The sequence below is a fragment of the Mycobacterium sp. ABE4_509 genome (assembly GCF_056160785.1).
Genome location: NZ_JBSWXU010000213.1, coordinates 1 through 6,651 on the forward strand (window position 1 = coordinate 1; position 6,651 = coordinate 6,651).

Here is a 6,651-nt window from a genome sequence, read left to right on the forward strand (position 1 = left end):
GCGGCGGGCCGTTCGAGCGGCTCGCCGCCGGCGCCGCCTGGGCGCTCAACGCCGCCGACCTGCCCGGCACGCAGTCCTGGGACGAGATGGACACCGAGGCCCGCATCCAATGGTGGGTGTGGCGGCTCGGTGCGCTGAACACCGTGGCGGTGGCCTACCCCGGGGTGTTGGGCGCGGTGGGACGGCTGCTGCCCATCCAGGATCTGCTCGGCTTCGTCAATCAGACCCTCATCCTGTGCGCGGTGGCCCGCGAACTGGGTGTTTCCGACCAGCATGCGCAGGCGAGGATGCTCGCCGCGGTGCTGTGCGAGCGCAGCACTGACCGGGCGGGGGAGCCACAGCCGTCCGCGCGGACCTCGGTGCGCCAGGTGCCTGCCCTGATCGAGGCGATCGGCGACGAGCTGGCAAAACGGCCGCAGCCGCGGGCGCCGTTCCGCTATCTGGGCATGCTGCCCGGTGTCGGTGCGGTCGCATCCTATTTCGGTGAATGCGGTGCTCTGGCCAGGGCGACCAAGGACAGCAGCCGCTGGCTGGCCGAAAGGTTTCCCGGGGCGGCATCGGGCGGTTAGCGTGAGGCGGTGACCGCGAAAACCACCTGCGTCGTCGTCGGTGGTGGTCCAGCCGGCATGGTGTTCGGGCTGCTGCTCGCCCGGGCCGGGGTCCAGGTCACCGTATTGGAGAAACACGGGGACTTCCTGCGTGATTTCCGCGGTGACACGGTGCATCCCACCACGCTGCGGCTCATCGACGAACTGGGCCTGTGGCCCCGGTTCTCCGCGCTGCCGCAGAGCCAGGTCCGCAAGGTCGCGTTCGACGCCGCGCCCGGACACCCGGTGACGGTGGTCAGTTTCGAGAAGCTGCGCCAGCCGCACCCCTACATCGCGATGGTGCCGCAGTGGGATCTGCTCAACCTGCTCGCCGAGGCCGGCGAAGCCGAGCCGACGTTCACCCTGCGGATGAACACCGAGGTCACCGGCCTGCTCCAGGAGGGCGGCCGGGTCACCGGTGTGCGCTACCAGGGCCGGGACGGGCCCAGTGAACTGCGCGCGGACCTGACGGTGGGCTGCGACGGGCGGACCTCGGTGGTCCGCCAGGCGGCCGGACTGCCGGTCCGGGAGTGGCCGGTCAGCTTCGACGCGTGGTGGTTCCGGTTGCCTGAGCCCGACACCGAGTCGACCTTCACGCTGTTGCCGCGGCTGGCCGCGGGCAAGGCGATGATCGTCATTCCCCGCACCGGCTATCTGCAGCTCGCCCTGCTCATCCCGAAAGGCGCCGATGCCCGGCTGCGCGCACGCGGACTCGACGCATTCCACGCCGACGTCCTCGACCTGTTCCCCGAGGCCGGCGACACGGTGCAGACCGTGACCTCGCTCGACGACGTCAAGCATCTCGACGTCCGGTTGAATCGGTTGCGCCGCTGGCACACCGACGGTCTGCTGTGCATCGGCGACGCCGCCCACGCGATGTCTCCGGCCGGAGGGGTGGGTATCAACATGGCCGTGCAGGACGGCGTGGCCGCCGCGCGGCTGCTGGCCGAACCGCTGCGGCACGGCACGCTGACCGACCGGGATCTGGGCTCGGTGCGTCGCCGCCGGTTGGTCCCGACCGCGGTGACACAGGCCTTCCAGCGCCAGTTCGACAAGCGGTTCCTCGGGCCGATCGTGCGGGGTGGGGACATCTCGGGCCCGCCGCCGGCCTTGATCCGGCTGTTCGACCTGATGCCGTGGCTCTCGGTCATCCCGGGCCACCTGGTGGGCGTCGGGGTGCTGCCCGAGCATGCGCCCGCATTCGCGCGCCGCACACCTGCCGGCTGACTGCGCGCACGAAACGTCGGCTCGATCGGCTGTCCCCTCCGCAGCCGATCGAACCGACGCTGGAAAGCGTAAGCCGGGTGCGGGTCAGGGGGAATCGGGGATTTCCCTCGTCTCTTGCGTCGATCGGTTCCGTGCAGGTCAGGGGCCCTCCGGGACCGGAATGGGGATCGGCACCGGGACGAACGGCACGTCAAGATAGGTCGTCGTCATCGGGTTCTGCGGCGCCGGGCTGGGTTCCTCGACGGTGCTGGGGACGGTGGTCGTCTCAGGAGGAACCGTGGTCTCGGTGGTGGGCGGCACCGTCGTGGTGGTGGTCGGCGGCGCCGTGGTGGTCGTCGTGGTGGTGGTGGTCGGCGTGGTCGTCGTAGTCGTCGTCGTGGTGGTGGTCGTCGTCGTGGTCGTCGTGGTCGTCGTCGTGGTGGTGGGCTGGGTTGTGGTGGTCGTGGGGACGACCGGCGGCGGCACCGGCTCCGGCGATTCAGGCGGCACCGGCGGCGGGGGCGCCTCGGTCATCGTGACGGTCCCGGCAGGGCTGGGTGGGGTGATCGCGCTGCTCAGCGGGTCGGTGCCGGGTCTGGGCCGGGGTTCGTCGGAGGAGTCGAAACTGGTCAGTGCGATCGCCAGGCCACCGACGACGACCAGCGCGATCACCGCCAGCAGGCCGGCCACCGGCAGCGGCACCCGCTGCCAGGGTTTGGAGTCGTCCTCGGGCGGCGGGACAGGCGCGCCGGAGCGCAGCGACTGGTAGGGGTTCGGCGCCTGATACTCGTCGGTGACCCGGTCGGAGTCCGGTGACCGGTACGGGTCGTCCCCGGCGTAGGGGACCACGTCGTCGACGTCGTCCTGCGACCAGGCCAGGGCCCGCATCGTCGACGAGGCCGCCTCGTCGACCGGCGGCACGACGGGAGCGGCCGGCGCCACCCAGGTGGCGGTCTCGGCGCCACGGCCGTACGCAGCGATCATCGCGGCGCCGACAGCGGCGTCCAGGGCGGGCTGCGGCGTCTTGACCACCGCCACCCGGGACCGCTCGGAGAGTTGCTGGGTGATCAGCGGGATGCTGGCGCCGCCACCGACGAGGACGACCGCCGATAGGTTGCTCCAGCCGACGCCGTTACCGGCCAGGACGCCCTCCAGTGCGTCGCCGACCCCGGCGAGCGGGCGGGCGATCAGCTCCTCGAGTTCGGCGCGGGTGAGCCGCATGTCGGTGCGCAGGTTCGGCAGGTCCACCGCGAGCGTCGTGGCGGTCTCGAAGGACAGCCGCTCCTTGGCCGCCCGGCATTCCTCGCGAAGCCGCGCCAGCGACCCGACGGCGGCGGTCTGGGCGGGATCGGCGGCCTGATCGCCCCCGACACGGTCGAGGACGTAGCCGAGCACGGACTGATCCACCTGGTCACCGGCGAAATCGGGGTAGCGCTGGGTCTCGCCGATGACCGCGAACGCCGACGCCCCGTCGGCCAGGGTGATGCTGGTACCGCCGCCGCCGAAGTCCAGTACCGCCACCACGCCCGACCGGTCGAATCCCGGATTGGCGTTCAGCGCCGTCAGCGCGGCCACCGCGTCGGGGATCAGCCGTGGAGCCGCACCGGTCGACGACACCAGCCGGCCGGCTCCCAGCGCCCCGGCCAGGGCGGCGGTCGCCGCGGGATTCCAATACGAGGGCACGGCGATGGCCACCTCGGCCGGTGGGCTCGACACGGCCTGGGCCGCCAACTCGTCGAGCGCCTCGACCACCAGCCGTTCAGGAGGGTACGCGGTGCCGTCTGCGGCCACCAGCGGCACCGGATCACCGACGCGCTCGACGAACCCGCTGAGCACCGTGCCGGAACGGCTCAACGCCGCCCGCCGGAGCAGGGGCTGATGTCCGACACCCACCGCGACGAAGTTGGTCGTCCCGATGGACATCCCCAACGGATCGCTCATGATTCACGCCACGATAGCGGCCCGCCCGGGAGTCGGGCGCGCTGACACCCCGCTGAGCCCGGCCGGCCGGCTAGGTCTTTGCTGTGACGCGGCGCAGCAGCACCGACCCGGCCGCACCGACTGAAATCAACACGATCGCCCAGGTGGCGGGCAGCGCGTCGGAAACGAGTGCGACGATCCCGATAACCGCGACGAAGGGGGGAAACCAGTCGAACATGTCCAGAACCGGCGGCGGCGGATCGGCGGGTTCACCCGCCTCCCGCAGAGCCTTTGCTGTCGCGAAATCGGGGTAGAACTCGGTGAACGACACCGCCCAGATCAGCATCCCGATCGGCACGATCCAGGCGGTCCAGAAGTTGTCGTTGTCGGCCAGGACGAGATCGCCGTACGCGCCGGCCAGCGCCGACACCAGGAACGCACCACCCCAGAAGGCGGTGATGACATAGTTGATGCGCAGGAACAGCGGGGAATCCCAATGCTCCTCCGGCGTAGTGTCTTTGGCGTAGGCCAGGGTGAACGGGCGGCGGATCACCAGTGTGACGGCCACGAACACCACCAGCGCGATGTTGCTCAGCTCCCCTGCCCACAGCTCCAGCCAGGAGATCACCGCCGGCGACCCGGCAACACCCAGCACGGCCAGCGCCGCGAAGTACAGCGTGGTGAACGCCTCGATCAGGTGCACCGGCACGCCGCGCCGCCTGCCGACCCACAGCGTCAGCAGCGCCAGCGCCAGGCCGGCGGAGGCCGCTTCCTCGAATCGCCCCGGGCCGTTGACAACCGCCATCAGGATCCACGGAGCCAGCCCCGCCAACGGCGACTTGACGTAGGCGTCGACGAACTTCACGGGGCGAAAATATCCGTCCGCGCCCGCGCATGTGCTGCAATGGCGGCCATGGCTGACATCGACGACATCCAGCAGGTCAAGTACCGCTACCTCCGCGCCCTGGACACCAAGCACTGGGACGACTTCGCCGCCACCCTCACCGAGGACGTCGTCGGCCGCTACGGCGAGTCCATCGGCGAAGAACACCATTTCACCAGCCGGGACGAACTCGTCGACTTCATGCGCAACTCCCTGGGCCCGGAGGTCATCACCGAGCACCGGGTGAACCATCCCGAGATCACCGTCGACGGCGACGAAGCCACCGCGACGTGGTACCTGCAGGACCGCGTGATCGCCCCCGTCTTCAATTTCATGCTCATCGGCGCGGGCTTCTACCGCGACCGGTACCGCCGGACCGCCGACGGCTGGAAGATCTGCGAGACCGGGTACGACCGCACCTACGACGCGTCGATGTCGCTGGAGGCGTTGAACTTCAAACTCAAGCCGGGGCGCGCGCTCAACCTGTGAGATCGGTGACCGCGATCACCGCGTCGGGCCGCAGCCAGCGCATGATCTCGACCAGCGTCGCATCGTCGATCGCGACGCATCCGGCGGTGGCCCCGCCGTCGGTGCTGTGCACGAAGAACGCACTGCCCTTGCCGGGGACGCGCTGCTTGTTGACCCCCATCACCACCGCATGGGCGTACTGCGGGATGTCGAGGTTCTCCGAGCCGGTGCCCGAGGTCGCGAACGGGCACGTCCCGGGCTCACAGACCTGCATGGTGTTGTAGGTCGGGCTGTTCGAGTCACCGTCCCACCAGTGGTTCGGCCCCACCTGCACATACTCCAGGCCGCTTCCTGGGTCGGGCTGCGTGCCGAAGGCGAAATCGAGCGAGTAGATCCCCTGCGGGGTCATCATCGATCCTTCGAAGTGGTTCGGCGACATGCCTTTTGCACCGATTTTGGCCGGGATGCCGACACCGCCTTCGACCGGTTGCCAACCCGACGCGGTGCGCTGCCACACGTCGAGCTTCGCGTCCGAGCCGCCCACCCCGGTCACCGACAGGACCTGGGTGGCGGCACCGACCGATTGGGCGAACCACGGGGTGAACTGCGCCGCCGCCGGCGGCGCGCCGAACAGCCCGACCGCCGACGCGCACAACAAGATCAGCAGACGGCGCATGCTCCCATCGTCCCCGACGAACCGTCGAGAGCCGATCACGCTGCGAACACGATCCGGTCGCGGTCGGCGGGCCCGTGCCCTTCCGGCGGCCCGATAGGTTGGTGAGCGTGGAGATGTTTCCGTTGCGCCGGCGCGGTCGTGGGGTCCGCCAGATCGGCCGCGGTCTGGGCACCCTGGACCGCGAAGTGTTCGAAGCCGTCGCCGAATCGCCCAGCCCGCTGATCGACTCGGTGATGCCGCGGCTGACCCGTGCCGCCGACCATTCCAAGCTGTGGCTGGTCATCGCCGCGGGCCTGGGCGTGTCCGGCAGCCCGTCGCTGCGGCGGGGCGCCACCCGCGGGGTCGCCACGCTGGCGCTGACCAGCCTAGTCACCAACCAGGTCGCCAAGCGGGTGTGGCGACGCGAACGGCCCAGCCCCATCCTGGTGCCGCTGACCAGACAGCTGCGCCGGCTACCGACCTCCTACTCGCTGCCCTCCGGGCACTCGGCCAGCGCCGCGGCGTTCGCGGTGGGGGTCGGCCTGGAGAATCCGCCGGTGGGGCTGGGATTGGCGATGCTCGCCGGCCTGGTCGGCATGTCGCGGGTGGCCGTCGGTGCGCACTACCCGGGCGATGTGCTGGCCGGCTTCGGGATCGGCGCTGGCATGGCGGTCCTGGGGGCCCGGATCGTGCCGCCGGTGGTGGAGGCGCAGGTCCCCGCCGCCGACCCGCTGCAGTTCCAGACCCCGGCACGCCCGGACGGCGCGGGCGTCGTCCTGGTGGTCAACCCGGCTTCGGGCAGCGGTACCGGCGCACGGGTGCTCGACGAGGTGCGCGAGGCACTACCGGAGGCCGAGATCGTCGAACTCGGCGGCGACGACGACGTCATGGCGGTGCTGCGGTCGGCCGGCCGGCGCGCCGAGGTGCTCGCC

Annotated in this window: 7 protein-coding genes; 4 read left to right on the plus strand and 3 right to left on the minus strand. The window is 70.7% G+C overall.

The features are described from left to right. Together ACXAID_RS26455 and ACXAID_RS26460 are read left to right on the plus strand one after the other, a co-directional pair. On the plus strand, positions 1-569 hold a 569-nt coding region (locus ACXAID_RS26455; RefSeq protein WP_475025150.1), incomplete at its 5' end, for a hypothetical protein. 9 nt (positions 570-578) lie between these two features. Further along, a complete protein-coding gene (locus tag ACXAID_RS26460; protein ID WP_475025151.1) occupies positions 579-1,814 on the plus strand; it encodes an FAD-dependent oxidoreductase in 1,236 nt (411 codons plus the stop codon). Positions 1,815-1,952: 138 nt separating this feature from the next. Here the strand turns inward: ACXAID_RS26460 and ACXAID_RS26465 are convergent, their stop codons facing one another. Together ACXAID_RS26465 and ACXAID_RS26470 are read right to left on the minus strand one after the other, a co-directional pair. Then, positions 1,953-3,734 carry an Hsp70 family protein gene (locus ACXAID_RS26465; RefSeq protein WP_475025152.1) on the minus strand — a complete coding sequence of 594 codons (1,782 nt, stop codon included), beginning with the start codon at positions 3,732-3,734 and terminating at the stop codon, positions 1,953-1,955. A gap of 70 nt (positions 3,735-3,804) precedes the next feature. Beyond that, the gene (locus tag ACXAID_RS26470) at positions 3,805-4,518 is read right to left on the minus strand and encodes a DUF3159 domain-containing protein (RefSeq protein ID WP_475025155.1); all 714 of its coding nucleotides are present in this window, start codon (positions 4,516-4,518) and stop codon (positions 3,805-3,807) included. 108 nt (positions 4,519-4,626) lie between these two features. Between ACXAID_RS26470 and ACXAID_RS26475 the strand changes: the two genes are divergently transcribed. Further along, positions 4,627-5,085, plus strand: a complete 459-nt coding sequence (locus ACXAID_RS26475; protein WP_475025153.1) for a nuclear transport factor 2 family protein — start codon at positions 4,627-4,629, stop codon at positions 5,083-5,085. Here the strand turns inward: ACXAID_RS26475 and ACXAID_RS26480 are convergent. Further along, on the minus strand, positions 5,075-5,740 hold the full coding sequence (locus ACXAID_RS26480; protein ID WP_475025154.1) for a L,D-transpeptidase family protein: 666 nt from the start codon (positions 5,738-5,740) through the stop codon (positions 5,075-5,077). The two genes, ACXAID_RS26475 and ACXAID_RS26480, sit on opposite strands and share 11 nt — an antisense overlap. 113 nt (positions 5,741-5,853) lie before the next feature. On the opposite strand from ACXAID_RS26480, the gene ACXAID_RS26485 reads away from it, so the two are divergent. Further along, the coding region (locus tag ACXAID_RS26485; protein WP_475025156.1) for a phosphatase PAP2 family protein at positions 5,854-6,651 on the plus strand (798 nt) is incomplete at its 3' end.